Raw genomic sequence first — 17,385 nt, 5'->3', positions numbered from 1 at the left:
GAGCGAACCCGGCGCCGCTTTTTTTCATGCACCGCACCCGCCGGGCGGCCGCCCTCAATCCCTGCGCGAGGCCAGCCTCAGGTGCGGCCGCGGCGCCTTCCTGCGCTCGCGCCCCGGCTCGCGGCTGGCGTCGCGCCGCCCATCCTTCAGCACCTCGCGTATGTCGACGTCGGCCACGCTCGAAGCGCGCGCCGGTGGCTCCGGCGGCAGCACCGCTTCGTCCAGGCGGAAGGCCGCCACGGCCCGCGACAAGGTCATCGCCTGCATCTGCAGGCTGCGCGCCGCCTGCGCCGCTTCTTCCACCAGCGAGGAATTACGCTGCGTGACCTGGTCCATCTGCACGATCGCCTCGTTCACTTCCGACAGGCCGCTGGCCTGCTCGATACTGGCCGAACTGATCTGGCTGATGATGTCGCCCACCTGCTGCACCGAGACGGCGATCGTCGCCATGCTGCTGCCGGCCTGCGCGGCAAAGGCGGTCCCGCCTTCGATCTCGGCCACCGACCGGGCGATGAGCTCGCGGATCTCGCGCGCCGCGCTGCCGGTGCGCAGCGCCAGCGAGCGCACTTCGCCCGCCACCAGCGCGAACTCGCGCCCGTGCTCGCCGGCGCGCGCCGCTTCCAGCGCCGCATTCACTGCCAGCGTGCCGGTCTCGACCGCGATGGCGTCGATCTCGCGGCTGATCTCGCCCACGCGGCAGGCGCTGCCCTTCACCGATTCCATGGTCGTCACCAGGCGGTCGGCCACGTTCCCGCCCTGCTGGGCGACGTTCGAGGCCGATTCGGCCAGGCGGTTGGCGGCCTGCGCGCTGTCGGCCGTCAGGTGCACGGTGGCGGCCAGTTCCTGCATCGAGCAGGCCGTGTGTTCGAGCGAACTGGCGCGAAAGACGGCGCGCGTGCTCAGGTTCAGGTTGCCCAGGGCGAGGTCGCGCGAGGCCGAGCCGATCGAGCGCGCCGATTCCAGGATCGTGCGCAGCGTCAGGTTCAGGTTGCGGATACTGGCATTCAGTGCGCGCGAGGTTTCCGCGATCTCGTCGCTGCCGTAGACGCGCTCCCTGGCCGTCAGGTCGCCGCTGGCCAGGTCGACCGCCGCGGCGCCGATACCGCGGATCTCGCCCAGCAGCGCCTTGCGCACCGCGACCGTGATGCGCAGCGAGACGGCGCATGCCAGCACGATCACCAGCGGCATCAGCCAGGTCATGACACGGAAGTCGGCGGCGGCGCTGTCGGACGCTTCCTGCGACAAGGACTGCTCGAGCTGCGACAAGGCGTTCAGGCGCCGGGCCACGTCGGCGAACGCGGACTCGGCCTTGCTCATCGCGTTCGCGCTGATCGACTGGTCGTCGCGCGCCAGTTCGATCACCTCGACCACCGCCTGCACGTAGCGGGCATGGGCCGTGCCGGCGCCGTCGACATAGCGGCGCTCGGCGCTGCCGGGCGGCGTCATGCGCGCCAGGCGCCGCAGGCCGGCGGTGGTCAGCGCATGCTGGCGGTGGATGTCGCCGATCAGGGGCGCGATCCGGCTTTTCGGGAAGCTGCCCCCGATCCAGCTCTGCAACTGGTAGATCTCGGCATGCGCGCGCTGGGCCGTAAATACCAGGTCGCTGGCGGCGCGCATGTGCGCCGCGCGGCGTCCGACGATGTCTTCGAGCGAGGCGTTCTGGCGCACCATCGCATACCAGGCACCGCAGGAGAGCAGCACCAGCAGCAGCAGCACCACGCCGGGCGCGAGCAGGAGTTTGGGACCGATTTTCAGGCGCGAGAGCATGTCAATCCCCTGGACAGGAAAGGAAAGGCGGCCGGTGCGGCCGCCGCGGGGAAACGCTGGTGCTCAAGCATGATGGCCTCGCGAGTCGATAATGCGCAATATTTCCTTAACGCATTCGACCAATCTACGGCATCGCTTCCCCAGCGCCCTTGAGGCGGATCAACACCTTCCTGCAGGTGGACATTTGCAGACAGACGCGCCGCCGTTCCGGCCCTGCCGTCGAAAAAAGCGCTGTCACCGCTATGTGTAGACATTGAACCGCTGGGCGCTAGCGAGGTCGAACTGCTATTCGACCATCGAGCGGAGTCTGGCATGCAGGCAAGACGCTTCACAACATGGCTAAGAGCGCCTAACAAAACCTTCAGAGCAAGGCGCGGCGACGAAGACAGTACGACTGTACGGCAAGGAGCTGCAACGCAGCTATGGAGGTTTTGTTAGGCGCTCTAAGGCAATCGAGTCCATTGACGAGGCGCCAGCGTGCGCACCTCGTGCAGGCGCTGCGGCCCTCGCTCGAAACGTGAACGCCTATCACCGCCGATTCAGGCAGTGGCTGGCACGCCTCCATGGCGTTGCTTCACCCTACTTGCCGAATTACCTGGGCTGGCGCTGGGCGCCCGATGGCGAGCGCATTGCGTCGCCGGAGCGCTTCCTGCGAGCGGCAATGGGACTCGTCCACACGTAACGGTGACAGCGCCTCGAAAAAAAAGGCCGGCAATGCTGCCGGCCCCCATTTGCCGCCCGCCGACCTCAGCCGAGCTTGGCCGCGTGCTCGCGCGTCGCGTGGAAGGTCAGCTTCGGCCACCGTTCCTGGGTCAGGCGCAGGTTCACGCCGGAGGTGGCCAGGTAGGCCAGGTTGCCGGCCGCGTCGTAGGCCACGTTATGCCCCAGTTGCACCTCGAAGTCGGCCAGCGACTTCTTGTCGTCGGAGGACACCCAGCGCGCGCTGCTGATGCTGGAGCCTTCGAAGACGGCATCGACACCGTATTCGTTCAACAGGCGGCTCGCCACCACCTCGAACTGCAGCACGCCGACCGCGCCCAGGATCAGGTCCGAGCCCAGCACCGGCTTGAAGACCTGCACCGCGCCCTCCTCGCCCAGCTGCTGCAAGCCTTTATGGAGCTGCTTCATCTTCAGCGGATTACGGATGCGCACCGTGCGGAACAGGTCCGGCGCGAAATAGGGAATGCCCGTGAAGGTGAGCATCTCGCCTTCGGAGAAGCTGTCGCCGATCTGCATGTTGCCGTGGTTCGGCAGGCCGATGATGTCGCCGGCGTAGGCCTCTTCCACCTGCTCGCGCGAGGACGCCATGAAGGTGACCACCGAGGACAGCTTGACTTCGCGCCCGAGGCGCAGGTGCTTGACCTTCATGCCCTTCTCGAAACGTCCCGAACACACGCGCAGGAAGGCGATGCGGTCGCGGTGGGCCGGGTCCATGTTGGCCTGGATCTTGAAGACGAAGCCGGTGAACTTCGCTTCGCTCGGTTCGACGGCGCGCACCGTGGCGTCGCGCTCGCGCGGGCCCGGCGCCCAGTCGACCAGCGCCGACAGGATCTCGCGCACGCCGAAGTTGTTGATGGCCGAACCGAAGAAGACCGGCGTCTGCACGCCCGACAGGAAACGCTCCAGATCGAACGGATGGGAGGCGCCGTGCACCAGTTCCACTTCCATCTTCAGCTGCTCGATCTCGAGCGGGAACATCTCGGCCAGCTTCGGGTTGTCGATGCCCTTCAGGATCTCGAAGGCGCCGTCGGCCTTCTCCTCGCCCGCCTTGAACAGCATGATCTCGTCCTTCAGCAGGTGGTAGACGCCGCGGAAGTTCTTGCCCATGCCGATCGGCCAGGTGACCGGCGCGCACTCGATCTTCAGGACCGATTCAAGTTCGTCGAGCAGTTCGAGCGGATCGCGCGTTTCGCGGTCGAGCTTGTTCATGAAGGTGACGATCGGCGTGTTGCGCATGCGGCAGACGTCGAGCAGCTTGATCGTCTGCGCCTCGACGCCCTTGGCCGCGTCGATCACCATCAGCGCCGAGTCGACGGCGGTCAGCACGCGGTAGGTGTCTTCCGAGAAGTCCTGGTGGCCGGGCGTGTCGAGCAGGTTGATCACATGGTCGCGGAACTCGAACTGCATCACCGAGGAAGCGACCGAAATGCCGCGCTGCTTCTCGATGTCCATCCAGTCGGAGGTGGCATGGCGGCCGCTCTTGCGGCCCTTGACGGTACCGGCGAGCTGGATCGCGCCCGAGAACAGCAGCAGCTTTTCGGTCAGCGTGGTCTTGCCGGCGTCGGGGTGGGAAATGATGCCGAAGGTGCGGCGGCGCGCGACTTCGTTCGCGATCAGTGCCGCCGACTTGCCAGCCACGTCGCTGTCGGTCGTCTCAAGAATGGGTGCTGCGGTATCGGTGTCCATAATCTCGGCCAAAGCGGTGGGTCCTAGCAAAACCGGCGATTTTACCGGGTCTCCAGATGCTTGTGTGAATTGATTGGCGGGCCCGCCCCCGGCGCCCCGGCGCGCGGGGGCGGGTGTGCGCGTATGCCACGCTGTCAGCATTCCGTCAGGAAACTTTCAGCTAAATGACAGGGAAGATGTTTATACTGGGCAATATTATCCAATCCGAGGAAACGCCATGGCCCGCTCCCCGACGAAGCGCCGTGCCGGCAGCGCCGGTTTCACCCTGCTCGAACTGATGATCGTCGTCGCGATCATCGGCATCCTTTCCGCGGTCGCCTATCCCGGCTATACCCGGTACGTGGTCAAGGCGCACCGCACCAGCGCGCAGGTGCACATGATGGAACTGGCCCAGGCCCAGAGCCGGATGATGGCCGACTCGCGCGCCTACGCCGCCAGCGTGGCCGCCCTGGGCATGAGCACCTCGACGGCCATCTCGGACAAGTACACGATCGCGATCAAGCTCGAGGATGGGCCGCCGTCCGCCTTCACCATCACCGCCAAGCCGGTCGCGGGCAGCTCCCAGGCCGGCGACGGCGACCTGGCGATCGACAGCGCGGGCACCCGCACTCCGGCGGGCAAATGGTAAGCGCCGCCGGCCGCCGCGCGCGGGGATTCACCACGCCCGAGTTGCTGACGGTCGTTGCCATCGTCGCCATCCTGGCCTCGGTGGCCGCGCCCGCCTTTTCCTCGATGATCGCGGCAACACGCTCGCGCAGCGTCAGCAGCGAGCTGTACGCCGCGCTTGCGCGCGCGCGCAGCGAGGCCATCAAGCGCAATGCCGAGGTCACGCTGGCGCCGGTCGCGGCGCGCCAGTGGCAGCACGGCTGGAGCATCGCAGACCCGGCCGGCACCGGCCGCAAGCTCGACGACCACCCGGCGGTGCCGGGCGCCACCGTCGCCGGCCCCGCCAGCGTGGTCTACCTGCCCAACGGACGGGTCAAGGATGCGAGCCTGCCGGCCTTCGACATCGCCATGAGCGGCAACGACACCCGCCGCTGCGTGAAAATCGACCTGTCCGGCCGTCCCAACCAGAGCACCAGCGCCTGCTGAACGCCATGGCCGACCTGCCTCTTCCGACACCGAGCCGCCAGCGCGGCGTGAGCCTGATCGAAGTACTGGTCACGATGGTCGTGCTCGCCTTCGGCCTGCTCGGGCTGGCCGCTTTCCAGTCCAAGGCGCAGATCGGCTCGATCGAGTCCTACCAGCGAGCCCAGGCCGCCGTGCTGCTGCAGGACATGCAGTCCCGCCTGAGCGGCAACAGCGCCAACGCCGCCGGCTACCTGACCACCGCCCCGCTCGGCACCGGCGACACCCTCGCGACCGATTGCAGCAAGGAAGCGGCCGGCAGCGCGCGCGACAAGTGCGAGTGGAGCGCGGCCCTGAAAGGCGCGGCCGAGAAGCGTGACAACGTGCCCGGCGGCGCGATGCAGGGCGCGCGCGGCTGCGTCACGCAGGTGCAGGTCAAGAACGAAGCGGCCGGCGTCTGCACGCCCGCCGTCTACCTGGTCAGCGTCGCCTGGCAGGGCCTGCATGCGACGCGCGCGCCCGCCCAGGCCTGCGGCAAGAACCTGTACGGTGCCGACACCAACCGCCGGCTCGTCTCGGCACGGGTCGCGGTCGGCCTGCCCACCTGCCTTTGAAGCCGCACCCGAGGATCACCGGATGACCCGCTCGCTCCGCCCCCTTCCCGCCCTGCGCACCGCGCGCGGCTTCTCGCTGGTGGAACTGCTGGTCGCCGCGGCGATCGGCCTGATCCTGCTGGCGGGCCTGTCGACCCTGTTCGTCAACAACACCCGGACCCAGGCCGAGATCGAAAAAACCCATCGGCAGGTCGAGAACGGCCGCTATGCGATCGACCTGCTCGCGGTCGACCTGCGCAATGCCGGGTACTTCGCCGAATTCAATCCGACCCTGCTGGCCACGCCGGCGGTGCTCCCGGCGCCCTGCTCCACCGCTCTGGCCGACCTGCACGCCGGCCTGGCGCTGGCGGTCCAGGGCGTGGACGATGGCGATGCCGGACTCGATTGCCTGGATGACTTGCGCGCAGGCACCGATGTGCTGGTGGTGCGGCGCACCGCCGCCTGCATCGCCGGCCAGGCCGGCTGCGACGCCGCGTCCGGCCCCGGTCCGTTCTTCCAGGCTTCGCTGTGCAACGATGCGACCGAACTGAACTCGCCCAAGGTCACCGATTTCTACGCGCTCTCGCTCGATACGGCAGGGCTGACCCGGCGCGCGCGCAACTGCAGCGTCCCCGCCGCGCTGCGGCGCTATAAAACCCATCTCTATTTTGTCGCCAACAACAATACCGCCAAGGACGGCATTCCCACCCTCAAGCGCGCCGAGCTCGTTGCCGACGGCGCGGGCGCCGCATGGCGGATCGTGCCGCTGGCCGAGGGGATCGAAAACCTCCAGCTCGAGTACGGCCTGGACCTGGCCCCGGCCGGCGGCGACGGCGTGGCCGAGCTGACGGCGGCCGATCCGGCCAAGGCGGACGGCTGCGCGGCGCCCGCCTGCGCCGCGGGCAACTGGCGCGGCGCCGTCGCGGTCAGGCTGCACGTGCTGGCGCGCAATGCCGCCGCGACCGCCGGCTGGGTCGACAAGAAGACCTATACCCTCGGCCGCAAGGCCGACGGCAGCAGCAACGACATCGCCGCCGCCGGGGACCCCTACAAGCGCCACGTGTTCCAGGCCCTGGTCGCACTGCCGAACCCGGCCGGAAGGAGAATTCCATGACCCACCCGCGCCGCGAGGCCGGCATCACCCTCATCACCGCGCTGATCATGCTGGTGCTGTTGACCCTGGTCGCCCTGACGAGCTTTAATCTCGGCAAGTCGAACCTGCAAATCGTCTCGAACATGCAGCAGCGCGACGAAGCCACGGCCGCCGCCCGCGAAGTGATCGAAGAGACGATCAGCAATACCCGCTTCTTCGTCACGCCCGAGCATATCCTGGCCAACCCTTGCGGCGCGCCGAACCAGCGCTGCGTCGACACCAACGGCGACGGCAAGACCGACGTCAAGGTGGCCATCGCGCCCAAGCCGAAATGCGTGGTGGCCCCGCTGATCCGCAACACTTCGCTGAACATGGCCGTCGCCGAGGACGCCACCTGCAGCATGGGCAGCGCCCAGAACTTCGGCATGGCCGGCGCCGTCGACGGCAATTCGGCCTGCGCCGACAGTATCTGGGAGATCACGGCCGTCGCCACCGATGTCGAGACCGAGGCCGAAGTCGAGGTCACCCAGGGCGTCGCGGTGCGCGTCGCGCGCGACGACGTGACCAACAACTGCCCTTCCACGTGAAAAAGAGAACGCCATGATCCGCAGCACCGTCATCCATACCATTGCGGGAGCGCTCGCCTGCGCGCTGGCCGCGGCGCCTCTTTCGGCCGGCGCCGACGACATCGACATCTTCACCGGCGCCTCGGCCGGGGCGAACGTCAATCCGCGCATCCTGATCGTGCTCGACAACACCTCGAACTGGTCGCGCCAGAACCAGAAATGGCCGGGCGCGAGCCAGGGCCAGTCGGAAGTGAACGCGATCAAGCGCCTGGTTGCCGAACTCGACGGCAGCGTCAGCCTGGGCCTGATGGAATTCGTCACCGGCGGCAATGCCGGCGACGACGGCGGCTTCATCCGCTACGCGGTGCGTCCGATGGAGGAAAGCAACCGCACGGCCATGTCGACCCAGCTGACGACGATACACGGCAACATCAACAGCCCGGACGAAAAGCGCAACGCCAATACGCCCTACGGCAACCTGATGTACGACGTGTACAACTATTTTGCCGGCGACAAGTCGTATTCGCCCGGCGCCGTCCTCGCAAGCAAGGCCGACGCGGGCGGCTACACGACGGCTTACGGGCAATTCGCTTCGCCTCTCACTTCGGACAATACCTGCGGCAAGAGCTACGTCATCTTCATCGGCAACCCCAACGCGAGCGGCCCGTCGTCCGACACGGCGGCCAATACCCAGCTGCTCAACGCGCTCAACAACAACAGGAATGCCAGCGGCGCCCTGCTGCCGGTCTCCCAGCTGGGCTTGCCCAACTTTTCCAGCAAGGCCGTCAGCACCACGACCACGGTGGGCACCACCGCCGCCTGCTACGCCAACGCGGCCGACGCCTCGGCCGGCCTGGCGGCATTCGCCGAGACCTGCAGCGGCTATACCGACGGCTGCAAGATCGGCGCGGTCGCGGCCAGCGCCGAAGGCGTGTGCGCGACCGGCAAGAGCCAGTACAGCGTGGTGGCCACCGATACCGTCATCACCAATGTCCCAACCGGCACCTACAGCACCGACACCGGCCCGCGCAATGCCGACGAATGGGCGCGCCTGCTGCACGACCGCGGCGTCCCGGTCGCCGGCACCACCATCCGCCCTTCGGTCGCCACCTACACCATCGACGTCTACAACGCCCAGCCGAACGCCGAGCATACCTCGCTCATGCTGAGCATGGCCAAGGCCGGCGGCGGCAAGTATTTCGCGGCCAGGAACGAGGAAGCCATCCTCGCCGCGCTCAAGGAAATCCTGATCGAGATCCAGGCCGTCAATACCAGCTTCGCCTCGACCAGCCTGCCGGTCAACGCGACCAACCGCTCGCAGAACGAAAACCAGGTCTTCATCGGCATGTTCCGCCCGGATGCGGACGCCAAGCCGCGCTGGTTCGGCAACCTCAAGCGCTATCAGCTGATCAATTCAGGTGGCGCCCTCGACCTCGGCGACGTCGCCGGCAAACCGGCGGTCAATCCGCAAACCGGCTTCGTCACGCCCTGCGCAACCAGTTACTGGACCGGCGACAGCGGCAGCTACTGGAGCGGCATGGGGGTCAAGCCCGAGCCTGCCGGAAATTGCACGCTCGGCGGCTTCAACAAGTATTCGGACGCGCCGGACGGTCCCTTCGTCGAAAAAGGCGCGGCCGCCCAGGTCCTGCGCCAGGGCAACGCGGCGGGCGCGCCCCCCGGCTCGAACGCCGTCAACCGCAGGATGTACACCCAGTTCGGCGCCACCCTGGTCAATTTTTCGTCGGCCAGCACCTTCCTCGACCCGTCTTTGCACAGGTTCATCCGCGGCGAGGACGTCAACAATGAAAAGGGCACGGGCCAGCTGACGACCACCCGCCCCTCGATCCATGGCGACGTCATCCATTCGCGCCCGCTGCCGGTCAACTACGGCGGCAGCGCCGGCGTCACCGTGTTCTACGGCGCCAACGACGGCACCTTGCGCGCGCTGAACGCCGACACCGGCGTCGAGCGCTGGGCCTTCGTGGCGCCGGAATTCTTCCCGCGCCTGTCGCGGCTGATGAACAATTCGCCGCTGGTGGCCTATCCGAACCTGCCGGAGAAGATCAGCCCGAAGCCGACGCCCAAGGACTATTTCTTCGACGGCTCCACCGGCGTCTACCAGAACGCGGCCAGCACCCAGGTGTGGATCTACCCGACGATGCGGCGCGGCGGGCGCATGATCTACGCGCTCGACGTCAGCACGGTGGACGCGCCCGCCTTCAAATGGAAAGTCGGCTGCCCCAACCTCACCGACGACTCGGGCTGCACCGCCGGCATGAGCGGCATCGGACAGACCTGGTCGACCCCGAGCGTCGCCTTCATCAAGGGCTATTCGGCCACCAAGCCGGTGGTGGTCGTGGGCGGCGGCTACGACCGCTGCGAGGACGCCGACAGCAAGGCGCCGGACTGCGCCGGCACCAAGGGCGGCATCGTCTACGTGCTCGACGCCGACAGCGGCGCCGTGGTGCGCTCCTTCGCCACCGAGCGCGCCGTCGCGGCCGACGTGGCGATGGTCGACATCGACAACGATGCATTGCCCGACTATGCCTACGCCGTCGATACCGGCGGCAGCGTGTACCGCATCGATTTCATCGACGGTCCCGCCACCCGCAAGGAACTCGCGGCCAGCGCCTGGACCAGCCGCAAGGTGGCCGCCACCGCGGGCGCCGGGCGCAAGTTCCTGTTCGCCCCGGCCCTGCTGGCCTCGCAGGGGCACGTGTTCGTGGCGCTCGGCAGCGGCGACCGCGAACATCCCCTGTATGCCCATTATCCGTACGCGAACGTGGTGAACCGCTTCTATGTGTACAAGGACAGCCTGGCCGCGGCCTCGTCGCCGGCGCAGGACCTGGACGCCTTGCAGGATTACACGGGCCAGAATTCCTGCAGCACGCCGCGCGTACTGCCCGATAACGACCTCAAGGGCTGGTTCATGGACCTGAACCAGAACGGCAAGGGCGAACAGGTGGTGACCTCGGCGCTGATCGCCGGTGGGATGATCACCTTCAGCACCAATCGGCCGATCGCGCCGAAAGCCGGCACCTGCTCCACCACCCTGGGCGAGGCGCGCGGCTACTGGGTCAACCTGCTCAACGCGGCCGGCGCCATCAATACCCCGGGCGCCTGCGGCGGCCAGCGCTCCTCGCCCTTCGTGGGCGGCGGCCTGCCGCCGTCGCCGGTGCTGGCCAACGGCGTGATGATCGATGGCAAGGCCACCACGGTCGTGATCGGCGCCGTCCAGAAAGGTTCCGACAGCCCGGCCGGCGTCAGCGTGGCGATCGCCCCGCAGCGTATCCGTCCGGCCATCACCTCCAAGCGCAAGCGTTCCTACTCCTATACTTCCGGCGCCGATTGACAGTGCTTATTGGCGGGCGGCGCGGCCCGGCAGGGGGAAGGCGACGGCGAACACCGCTCCGCCCCCTTCGGCGTCGGCGAGCGCCACCTCGGCGCCATGCAGGTCGGCGATGCCGCGCACGATCGCCAGCCCCAGCCCGCTGCCCGCGGTGCGCTCGTCGAGCCGGACGAAGCGCTCGAACACCTGGGCGCGCCGGCAGGCCGGAATGCCGGGGCCGTTGTCCTCGACCCGCAGCACGCTGCCCTGCCCCGCCTTGCCGCAGCTGAGCGTGACGCGCCCGCCGCGCGGCGTGTAGCGCAGTGCGTTGTCGACCAGGTTGTCGACCAGGTCGCGCAGCAGGAAGCGGTCGCCGTCGACGATCGCCGGTTCCAGCTCGAAGCCGAGGTCGATGTCGCGCGCGGCGGCCTGCTCCACGAAAGCCTGGACGCTGCCGGCCACCAGCTCGGAGAGGTCGAGCGGCGCCAGGCGCGCGCGCGCGAAGCGGTTCGGCTCGGCGCGCTCGAGCGAGAGCAGCTGGCTGGTCTGGCGGATCATGCGCTCGTTCGCCTGCAGCATCAGGTCGACCGAACGGCGCGTCTCGGGGTCGCCGGCGTGGCGCGCGGCCAGCCCGGCGAGCTGCAGGCGCAGGCCGGCCAGCGGGGTGCGCAGCTGGTGGGCGACGTTCGCGCGGAACTCGTCCTGGGCGCGTGCGCCCAGCTCGATTCGTCCCAGCAAGGCGTTGAAGGCGCCGACCACGGGCACCAATTCGCGCGGCATGCCGGCGTCGTCGAGCGGCGCCAGGTCGGCGCTGCCACGCGCATCGAGGCGGGCGCGCAGGCGCGCCAGGGGCGCCAGGCCGTTGCCGACCGAGAACCAGACCAGCCCGACCAGCGCCAGGCTGAACAATACTTCCAGCAGCACCAGCGAACGCACGATGGCCGCGCGCACCTGCTGGCGCGCGCGCGTGGTGCGCGCCAGGCTGACGTGCAGTCCATCGGCACCGCCCACCGCGGCCACGGCCACGCGCACCGGCTCGCCGTGCAGGCGCGCGTCGTACAGGCCCGGACGCAGTGCCGGCGGCAGGCTGGCGGCGCCGGCCAGCACCCGTCCGCCGCGCTCGTGCACGGCCGCCCAGCTCGCTTCTCCCGCACTGTCGTCGGAAAGGGCGGAGGCGAGCGCGGGCGTTCCGCCGACACGCACGCGCGCTGCCAGGGTAGCGGCATTTGCGCGCAAGCCTTCGTCGAAAGCGAGTTGGGCCGGCGTCCAGGCCAGCAGGTAGGTCAGCGCGGCGGCGCCCAGGTTGACGGCCACGATCGGGCCGACCAGCCATTTGAGCAGCCGTACGCGAATGCTGCTCATGCGGGCGCGGCCGCTTCCAGCAGGTAGCCGAAACCGCGGACCGTGCGCAGGGACAGGCCGGCGCCGTCGAGCTTCAGGCGCAGGCGCGAGACGTAGACCTCGACCGCGTTCAGTGTCAGGTCCTCGCCCCAGGGCGCGATGGTGTCGATGATCTGCTGCTTCGATACCACCCTGCCCGCCTGCTGCAGCAGGTATTCGAGGACGGCCCATTCGCGCGCCGACAGCGCGAGCGCGCGCGTGCCGATGCGCGCACGCCGCGCGCCCGCGTCGAGGACCAGGTTGCCGAGCGTGAGAATGCCGCCTGGCGGGGCGTTGCGCCGGGCCAGGGCGCGAATGCGCGCCACCAGTTCGGCCGTGGCGAAGGGTTTGACGAGGTAGTCGTCGGCGCCGGTTTCGAGGCCGCGCACACGGTCTTCGACGGCGTCGCGCGCGGTCAGCACGAGGACCGGGGTGGTCGCGCCGCGCGCGCGCAGGCGGCGCACGACTTCGAAGCCGTCGATGCCCGGCAGGCCGATGTCGAGGACCGCCACCTGCGGGGGATGGCTCTGGAGCCGGGCGTCGGCCTGGAGGCCGTCGGTGGCCAGTTCCACCTGCATGCCATGGCCCTGCAGGGTACGGGTCAGGCCATCGGCCAGGACGGCGTCGTCTTCGGCGAGCAGGACATGCATGCGCGGTAAAGGAACTGAATGGTTGCGAACGCATCCATTATGAAGCAAAACTTTTGCCTACTAGCATAAACCGGCTGATTCGCCGCAGCTTTCCTAGTAGGACTGGGCTGACAAGACATCATGCATGCAGCCTACACCGGGGCAACACCTAATCTTATGTTCGCCAACAGACGGAAGCCTTATCGTAGCTACATCGCGATTGAGAGAATTGCAACTGAGTAGAAACACAGTCAACTGCAAGCTCTCGGCGAATCGCACTTCATGCAGCAAGTCAGATAAGAGGACAGAAAATGAACAACGCTCAACTCGGTGGTGTCACGCAGAAAGCACAATCGGTCAATCAGCTTCTTTCGGCCAAAGAGGATATCAAAGCGGCGTCCCGTCCAGTTGTCAGTTTCAGCGGCACCCAGCAAAACGAACTGCTGGCAGCCCTTCCCCGCCAAGACCTGGAAACCCTGTTCGAGCACCTGGAACTGGTCCCAATGCCATTCGGTAAGGAACTGTTCGAGTATGGCACCAAACTGGAATACGTGTATTTCCCTACGACCTCAATCGTGTCGCTGCTGTACGTCATGGAAGATGGCGCCACCACCGAGATCGCCGTGATCGGCCATGAAGGCGTGGTCGGTGTGTCGCTCTTCATGGGCGAGCGCGCCATGTGCAGCGCCGTCGTCCAGAGCGCCGGCTACGGCTACCGTTTGAAAACCCAATACCTGCGCGACGCCTTCAACCGCGGCGGCGCCCTGCCCCAGCTCCTGATGCGCTATACCAACGCCCTGTTCGCCCAGATGGCCCAGAACGCCGTCGGCGGCCGTCACAGCTCGATCGAGCAGAAACTGTGCCGCTGGCTGCTGGACCGCCTGGACCGCTCGCCAGGCAACGAACTGAAAGTGACCCAGGAACTCATCTCGATCATGCTGGGCGTGCGCCGCGAAAGCATCACCGCGGCAGCCGGCAAGCTGCAGGATGAAGGCCTGATCCAGTACCGCCGCGGCAACATCACCGTGCTCGACCGTACCGGCCTGGAAGAGTATGCCGGCGAATGCTACAAGGTCGCCAAGACCGAATACGACCGCCTGCTGGAAGACGTGGCACGCTGAGCGAGGCGGTATCGTGAAGAAAGGGCGCCGTCGAGGCGCCCTTCTTTTTTTCCAGGCCCGGATCGGCCTTGGCCCGCTTCAGGCGGCAAATCGTCCCAGGCTGTTGTGCTCGGCTACCGGCATGGGTGGCGCCGGCGCCGCCGGCATCAGGGTCACCGCGCCGGTGGCGGCCGCCGGCGCCGGGATGCGCGCCCGCACGCAGGTTCCGACGCCGTTGATGCCGCGCTCTACCTCGAGCTTCCCGCCCAGCAGCAGGGCGCGTTCGCGCATGCCCAGCAAGCCATGCGATTTGGAACGGGCCAGGGCGTCCGGCGCGATGCCGACGCCGTCGTCCGTGACCTCGAGCGCCAGCACGTCGTCCTCGCGCGCCAGGTGCACGATCACGCTGCGCGCCTGGGCGTATTTGGCGACGTTATTGAGCGACTCTTGCACGATGCGGAACAGGGCGATCGCATGCATCGGTCCGGCGCTGTCGACGTCGCCGTCGATCAGCACGTCGCAATCGAGCCTGGTCACACGGGCATAATCCTCGCAATAACTTTGCAGGGCCGCGGCCAGGCCCAGGTTGTCGAGCAGGCTGGGGCGCAGGTCTTCGACGATGCGGCGTTTCAGCTGGACCGTGTCGACCAGGGTGGCGCGGGCGCGCGCAAGTACGGCGGCCAGTTCGGGCCGGCTGGTGCGCAACTGCTCGCCGACCGTGGCCAGGTCCATGCCGATGGCCGTCAGATTTGCGCCCATCTCATCGTGCAGCTCGCGCGCCAGCCGCGATTTCTCTTCCTCCGATACATGGATCAGGTGCCGCGACAGCACCGACAGCTGTTCGGTACGGCGCGCCACCAGCGATTCGAGCTGTTCGTTCACCAGCTGCAAGGCCTGCTCGGCGCGGGCGCGGGCGGCGAAGCTGCGCTGCACCGCTTGATAGAATAACAGGAGCACGATGATGGCGGCGGCGTTGATGCCCAGGCCCAGGATGACGGCATGCCGGTGCTGGTCGTAGAAGGCGGCGCTGCGGGCATTGAGCAATTCGTTCTGCTCGCTCAGCATGATGACCGCTTGCAGCCGGATCTCGTCGCTGTCGCCTTCGCCGGGCGCGCCGGCGATGGTCAGGATTTCCTGCAAGCCGCCGTCGCGGTAGATCGTCAGCGCGTCGTCCATCATGCGCAGCTGCCGCTCGACCAGCAGGCGCAGCTGGGCCAGGTTCTTTTGCTGCGAAGGATTATCGGCCAGCAGCTTGTCGAGCTTGCGCAACTGTTCGCCAATGCGGGCCGGCGCGCCCTGCACCGTGCCCAGGTAGCTCGGGGAGCCGGACAGGAAATAGCCGCGCAGGTTGCTCTCGGCATCCGTGACGAGCAGGTTCAGGTGCTGCAGTTCGTTGCTGACCTCGGTGGTCCGGTCTTGCAGCGTATTGGCGGCCTTCAGCCCATCGAGGTTGCGCAGCAGGCTGACGGCATTCACGAGCAAGATCGCGACGCAGAAAAAGCACAGCAATACCTTGTAGAGCGGCAGCGAGCGGGCGCGTTTCGGGAGGGGATCGATAGAGAAATACATCTGCTGGGTTCCTTTCGCGCAACTAACCGGACCGGGCTGATTATAGTCCCTGTAGGACATTAATGCAGCGCAGCAATTTCGCTGAAGTGAAGGGATGAGACAGATGTGCGACGACGGCCAGGCTCTTGTTGCCGCATTCCTGGAGAAGACGGCAGGAGCGGACGCCGCGCGTTGACGCTCGTTACGGCCGTGGCCGTAGCGCCGGCATGTAGGCCGGCAAGGGCGAGCGCCGGGCGGCGCCCGCTGCCTGCTCTCAGTCGAGCAGGTTGTTTTTCATGGCGTAATAGGTCAGGTCGCTGTTCGACTGCAGGCCCATCTTTTCCATGATGCGGGTACGGTAGGTGGACACGGTCTTGATCGACAGCGACAGCGCATTTCCGATGTCGGAAACGGTCGCGCCCTTGGCCAGGCGCAGGAACACCTGGAATTCACGGTCCGACAGTTCGGTATGCAGCGCCGTGTTCGGATCGCGGTCGAAACTTTGCGCCAGCAATTCGCCGACGGTGGAGCTCACATAGCGGCGGCCCTGGAACACGGTACGCACGGCGGTCTTCAATTCGTCGGCATCGCACTCCTTGTTCAGGTAGCCATTGGCGCCCATCTTGAACAGGTTCAGTGCGTACTGCTGTGCCGGATAGCCAGAGAGAATCAACACCGGCAGGTTCGGCTGGCCCTGGCGGATGGTACGCAAAATGTCGATCCCGCTCTGGTCGGGCATGGCGATGTCGAGCAAGAGTACATCGCAGATCTCGCGGCGTGCGATGTCCAGCGCCTCGCGGCCGGTGGCGCCTTCAGCGACGACATCGAAATCGCCGGACGAGGAGAAAATCTGTTTGAAACCTGCTCGAACTATCTGGTGATCGTCACAAATGGCAACGCGTATCATTGTCTTCCCTTAAATTTTCCTGGCACAGGAAAGTACCGGGGAAACCCTCACCCGGCTATCATGCGTTGAATTACCTAAACCGCATGTAACATTTTAGCACCCATGCGCTCTTCTACAACAGCGCACAACTGCCGCGTTAACGGAACATTAAGCCTGCGGCACGCTTTGCTTGAGCAAAGCGAGAATATCGAGCAGTTCCACGCGCAGCCTGGCCGTGTCAACGCCGGGCGCCTCCTCGACCTGGACTTCCTCGATGCCGCCAGCCAGGTTGCTGGCGCGGCTGTCGAGCTTGTTGCGTGCCCCGCTGATCGTGAAACCCTGTTCGTAGAGCAGTTCACGGATACGCCGGATCAGCAGCACCTCGTGGTGCTGGTAATAGCGGCGGTTTCCTCGACGTTTGACCGGCTTTAGCTGAGTAAATTCCTGCTCCCAGTAGCGCAGCACGTGCGGCTTGACGCCGCACAATTCGCTCACTTCGCCGATCGTGAAGTAGCGCTTGGCCGGTATCGGCGGCAGCGCGGTCAGTTCAATCCTGTTCGGGCGATCGTTCATGGCTCACTTATTAATTGTACTGAGTAACTGTACTGAAAAACCGTACCAAGAAACTGTACCGGGAAGCTGTACGCGATAGCCGGATCAGGCGGCGCGCGCCATCGATGCCGGGCTGGTTTCTTCGACCATGCTCTTCAGTTTCTGGCTAGCGTGGAAAGTCACGACGCGACGCGCCGTGATCGGGATTTCTTCCCCGGTTTTCGGATTGCGGCCAGGCCGCTGGGGCTTGTCGCGCAACTGGAAGTTGCCGAAGCCGGACAGCTTGACAGCCTCGCCGCGCTCGAGCGCGTTACGGATCTCGTCGAAAAAAGTTTCGACCATGTCCTTGGCTTCGCGCTTGTTCAAGCCGACCTGCTCGAAGAGCAGCTCGGCCAGCTCGGCCTTGGTCAGGGTCGGCAAGTCCTTTTCCGCTTCCTTCCGTACCCGTGCCACCTGCATCGCGCGATGC

15 protein-coding genes and 1 pseudogene are annotated in these 17,385 nt (G+C 66.6%); 8 read left to right on the top strand and 8 right to left on the bottom strand.

Annotation, left to right across the window (positions count from 1 at the left end):
* Positions 1-54: 54 nt before the first annotated feature.
* On the bottom strand, positions 55-1,767 hold the full coding sequence (locus ACFPOU_RS12700) for a methyl-accepting chemotaxis protein (protein WP_379721650.1): 1,713 nt from the start codon (positions 1,765-1,767) through the stop codon (positions 55-57).
* Positions 1,768-2,278: 511 nt separating this feature from the next.
* Between ACFPOU_RS12700 and ACFPOU_RS12695 the strand changes: the two are divergent.
* A pseudogene (locus ACFPOU_RS12695) lies at positions 2,279-2,457 on the top strand (IS1595 family transposase); the annotation flags it as partial.
* A 57-nt stretch (positions 2,458-2,514) separates the two neighbouring features.
* Here ACFPOU_RS12695 and ACFPOU_RS12690 read toward each other — a convergent pair.
* Positions 2,515-4,173, bottom strand: coding sequence for a peptide chain release factor 3 (locus ACFPOU_RS12690; protein ID WP_379721647.1), 1,659 nt, complete (start codon positions 4,171-4,173; stop codon positions 2,515-2,517).
* Positions 4,174-4,390: 217 nt separating this feature from the next.
* On the opposite strand from ACFPOU_RS12690, the gene ACFPOU_RS12685 reads away from it, so the two are divergent.
* Genes ACFPOU_RS12685 through ACFPOU_RS12660 form a run of 6 tightly spaced genes read left to right on the top strand, consistent with a single transcriptional unit; the run spans position 4,391 to position 10,845 of the window.
* Positions 4,391-4,801 (top strand): type IV pilin protein, encoded by a 411-nt coding sequence (locus ACFPOU_RS12685; protein ID WP_379721645.1) that lies wholly within the window; start codon positions 4,391-4,393, stop codon positions 4,799-4,801.
* Positions 4,795-5,265 (top strand): GspH/FimT family pseudopilin, encoded by a 471-nt coding sequence (locus ACFPOU_RS12680; RefSeq protein ID WP_379721642.1) that lies wholly within the window; start codon positions 4,795-4,797, stop codon positions 5,263-5,265. Before ACFPOU_RS12685 ends, ACFPOU_RS12680 begins: the two co-directional genes overlap by 7 nt.
* A gap of 5 nt (positions 5,266-5,270) precedes the next feature.
* Entirely contained in the window at positions 5,271-5,855 is a 585-nt protein-coding gene (pilV, locus tag ACFPOU_RS12675; RefSeq protein WP_379721639.1) for a type IV pilus modification protein PilV, read from the top strand.
* A 22-nt stretch (positions 5,856-5,877) separates the two neighbouring features.
* A complete protein-coding gene (locus tag ACFPOU_RS12670; protein WP_379721636.1) occupies positions 5,878-6,948 on the top strand; it encodes a PilW family protein in 1,071 nt (356 codons plus the stop codon).
* Positions 6,945-7,514 carry a hypothetical protein gene (locus ACFPOU_RS12665; protein ID WP_379721633.1) on the top strand — a complete coding sequence of 190 codons (570 nt, stop codon included), beginning with the start codon at positions 6,945-6,947 and terminating at the stop codon, positions 7,512-7,514. Before ACFPOU_RS12670 ends, ACFPOU_RS12665 begins: the two co-directional genes overlap by 4 nt.
* A 13-nt stretch (positions 7,515-7,527) precedes the next feature.
* Positions 7,528-10,845 carry a pilus assembly protein gene (locus ACFPOU_RS12660; protein WP_379721630.1) on the top strand — a complete coding sequence of 1,106 codons (3,318 nt, stop codon included), beginning with the start codon at positions 7,528-7,530 and terminating at the stop codon, positions 10,843-10,845.
* 6 nt (positions 10,846-10,851) lie between these two features.
* Here ACFPOU_RS12660 and ACFPOU_RS12655 read toward each other — a convergent pair whose 3' ends face one another.
* Positions 10,852-12,183, bottom strand: a complete 1,332-nt coding sequence (locus tag ACFPOU_RS12655; RefSeq protein ID WP_379721627.1) for an ATP-binding protein — start codon at positions 12,181-12,183, stop codon at positions 10,852-10,854.
* On the bottom strand, positions 12,180-12,851 hold the full coding sequence (locus ACFPOU_RS12650; RefSeq protein ID WP_379721624.1) for a response regulator transcription factor: 672 nt from the start codon (positions 12,849-12,851) through the stop codon (positions 12,180-12,182). The genes ACFPOU_RS12655 and ACFPOU_RS12650 overlap by 4 nt, the downstream gene beginning before the upstream one ends.
* 290 nt (positions 12,852-13,141) lie before the next feature.
* On the opposite strand from ACFPOU_RS12650, the gene ACFPOU_RS12645 reads away from it, so the two are divergent.
* Positions 13,142-13,951, top strand: coding sequence for a Crp/Fnr family transcriptional regulator (locus tag ACFPOU_RS12645; protein WP_379721621.1), 810 nt, complete (start codon positions 13,142-13,144; stop codon positions 13,949-13,951).
* Positions 13,952-14,029: 78 nt separating this feature from the next.
* Here ACFPOU_RS12645 and ACFPOU_RS12640 read toward each other — a convergent pair whose 3' ends face one another.
* From ACFPOU_RS12640 to ACFPOU_RS12625, 4 genes are all read right to left on the bottom strand, one after another.
* A complete protein-coding gene (locus tag ACFPOU_RS12640; protein ID WP_379721618.1) occupies positions 14,030-15,499 on the bottom strand; it encodes a CHASE3 domain-containing protein in 1,470 nt (489 codons plus the stop codon).
* A 253-nt stretch (positions 15,500-15,752) separates the two neighbouring features.
* On the bottom strand, positions 15,753-16,385 hold the full coding sequence (locus tag ACFPOU_RS12635) for a response regulator (RefSeq protein ID WP_379721615.1): 633 nt from the start codon (positions 16,383-16,385) through the stop codon (positions 15,753-15,755).
* Between the two features lie 147 nt (positions 16,386-16,532).
* On the bottom strand, positions 16,533-16,937 hold the full coding sequence (locus ACFPOU_RS12630; protein ID WP_379721612.1) for a MerR family transcriptional regulator: 405 nt from the start codon (positions 16,935-16,937) through the stop codon (positions 16,533-16,535).
* A gap of 84 nt (positions 16,938-17,021) precedes the next feature.
* On the bottom strand, positions 17,022-17,375 hold the full coding sequence (locus tag ACFPOU_RS12625) for an integration host factor subunit alpha (protein WP_379721609.1): 354 nt from the start codon (positions 17,373-17,375) through the stop codon (positions 17,022-17,024).
* Positions 17,376-17,385 lie beyond the last annotated feature (10 nt).

This window comes from Massilia jejuensis (assembly GCF_042656795.1).
In the GTDB taxonomy this organism is placed as follows: domain Bacteria; phylum Pseudomonadota; class Gammaproteobacteria; order Burkholderiales; family Burkholderiaceae_D; genus Telluria; species Telluria jejuensis.
Note: the sequence above shows the minus strand (reverse complement) of the source record. Positions and strands in the feature narration are given on the sequence as shown.

Bases quoted from the DNA above. Each gene is read 5' to 3' on its own strand.
- ACFPOU_RS12700 (WP_379721650.1), bottom strand. From the start codon at position 1,767: ATGCTCTCGCGCCTGAAAATCGGTCCCAAACTCCTGCTCGCGCCCGGC.
- ACFPOU_RS12690 (WP_379721647.1), bottom strand. From the start codon at position 4,173: ATGGACACCGATACCGCAGCACCCATTCTTGAGACGACCGACAGCGAC.
- ACFPOU_RS12685 (WP_379721645.1), top strand. From the start codon at position 4,391: ATGGCCCGCTCCCCGACGAAGCGCCGTGCCGGCAGCGCCGGTTTCACC.
- ACFPOU_RS12680 (WP_379721642.1), top strand. From the start codon at position 4,795: ATGGTAAGCGCCGCCGGCCGCCGCGCGCGGGGATTCACCACGCCCGAG.
- pilV (WP_379721639.1), top strand. From the start codon at position 5,271: ATGGCCGACCTGCCTCTTCCGACACCGAGCCGCCAGCGCGGCGTGAGC.
- ACFPOU_RS12670 (WP_379721636.1), top strand. From the start codon at position 5,878: ATGACCCGCTCGCTCCGCCCCCTTCCCGCCCTGCGCACCGCGCGCGGC.
- ACFPOU_RS12665 (WP_379721633.1), top strand. From the start codon at position 6,945: ATGACCCACCCGCGCCGCGAGGCCGGCATCACCCTCATCACCGCGCTG.
- ACFPOU_RS12660 (WP_379721630.1), top strand. From the start codon at position 7,528: ATGATCCGCAGCACCGTCATCCATACCATTGCGGGAGCGCTCGCCTGC.
- ACFPOU_RS12655 (WP_379721627.1), bottom strand. From the start codon at position 12,183: ATGAGCAGCATTCGCGTACGGCTGCTCAAATGGCTGGTCGGCCCGATC.
- ACFPOU_RS12650 (WP_379721624.1), bottom strand. From the start codon at position 12,851: ATGCATGTCCTGCTCGCCGAAGACGACGCCGTCCTGGCCGATGGCCTG.
- ACFPOU_RS12645 (WP_379721621.1), top strand. From the start codon at position 13,142: ATGAACAACGCTCAACTCGGTGGTGTCACGCAGAAAGCACAATCGGTC.
- ACFPOU_RS12640 (WP_379721618.1), bottom strand. From the start codon at position 15,499: ATGTATTTCTCTATCGATCCCCTCCCGAAACGCGCCCGCTCGCTGCCG.
- ACFPOU_RS12635 (WP_379721615.1), bottom strand. From the start codon at position 16,385: ATGATACGCGTTGCCATTTGTGACGATCACCAGATAGTTCGAGCAGGT.
- ACFPOU_RS12630 (WP_379721612.1), bottom strand. From the start codon at position 16,937: ATGAACGATCGCCCGAACAGGATTGAACTGACCGCGCTGCCGCCGATA.
- ACFPOU_RS12625 (WP_379721609.1), bottom strand. From the start codon at position 17,375: ATGCAGGTGGCACGGGTACGGAAGGAAGCGGAAAAGGACTTGCCGACC.